Annotated in this window: 2 protein-coding genes; both read right to left on the bottom strand. The window is 30.8% G+C overall.

Annotated features, from left to right (window positions below; all coding sequences use genetic code 11):
• Positions 1–721, bottom strand: a 721-nt coding sequence (locus FHL06_RS13980; protein ID WP_153387262.1) for a sensor histidine kinase, incomplete at its 3' end; no start/stop codon positions are given.
• 11 nt (positions 722–732) lie between these two features.
• Positions 733–1,088: winged helix-turn-helix domain-containing protein (locus FHL06_RS13975; RefSeq protein WP_192918035.1), on the bottom strand; the 356-nt coding region annotated here is incomplete at its 5' end.

Genomic DNA, 1,088 nt, shown 5'->3' with positions numbered 1-1,088 from the left:
TTTTACCACCTTGATCGGTATATTTGAGACTGTTAGAAACGATTTGATTAATAATAAAACTTAACCATTTTTCGTCAGTAAGAACCTTTTTATCAGTAACGTCTAAATTAATGCCAATTCGTTTACTGATAAAAAGTCTTTTATTAGTTCGTATACAAGATTTGACGATATCGTTTAAATCTTGCTCTTGAATCAAGTAATCATTCGAAAAGTTATTTAAGCGGGCAAAATATAAAGCTTGATCGACCAAATAATCAATTTGATCTAATTCTTCAGCAATTAATTTTTTGTCCAGTTCATCATCTTGTGATAATTTTAAGGCCGCTAGAGGAACCTTAATATCGTGAACCCAAGATTCAGTATATTCACGTTGATCTTTTTGATTTTGATATAACTCAGTCAATTCGTTACGATACTCTAATGAAATATTGTTGATTTTATTTTGAATAAATCTTTGCTCGTTATTGCGTGCACCAAATAATTCCTTAGATAAATCTTCTTGGTAACTTTCTAATTGTTTGTACCAAGTACGCTTATGTAAATAGGAGATGCTTAAATTAGCAACTAAAAAAACCATTGCCAAGACCCAAGTGTAGATCAATGTACCCATGTGAAAATTGACTCTTGGATCTAAGAAGAGTACTAATTCAACGAAAGTCATCCCCACTAAAACAATAAGAATGGAATAAATATGGTCACGTAAATATTTAAAGAATGTCATCTTTTACCTCGTTAGGGAATAATGTATCCTTGTCCAACTTTAGTTACAATATAATCTTTAAGACCATACTTTTCTATTTTGCTGCGGAGACGATTGATGTTAACGGTCAAAGTATTATCATCAACGAATCGTTCATCATCCCACATGAAATTTAGTAATTGTTCACGAGTAACGATTTTACCTTGATCTTTGAGTAAACGTTGTAATAATTTGTATTCATTTTTGGAAAGATCGATTTTGTTATCATCAATTTCAACGTTTCCACTAGAAAGATTCAACTTTAAACCATTATGTTCAATTGTGTCACTAGTATTTTTAGTGAAATCATAAGTTCGACGTAGGAGTGCATTGATTTTAGCAATCAAAA

The sequence above is a fragment of the Companilactobacillus halodurans genome (assembly GCF_009600985.1).
GTDB classification, from domain to species: domain Bacteria; phylum Bacillota; class Bacilli; order Lactobacillales; family Lactobacillaceae; genus Companilactobacillus; species Companilactobacillus halodurans.
The sequence above is the reverse complement of the archived record's forward strand: the minus strand, read 5'-3'. Positions and strand labels throughout refer to the sequence as shown.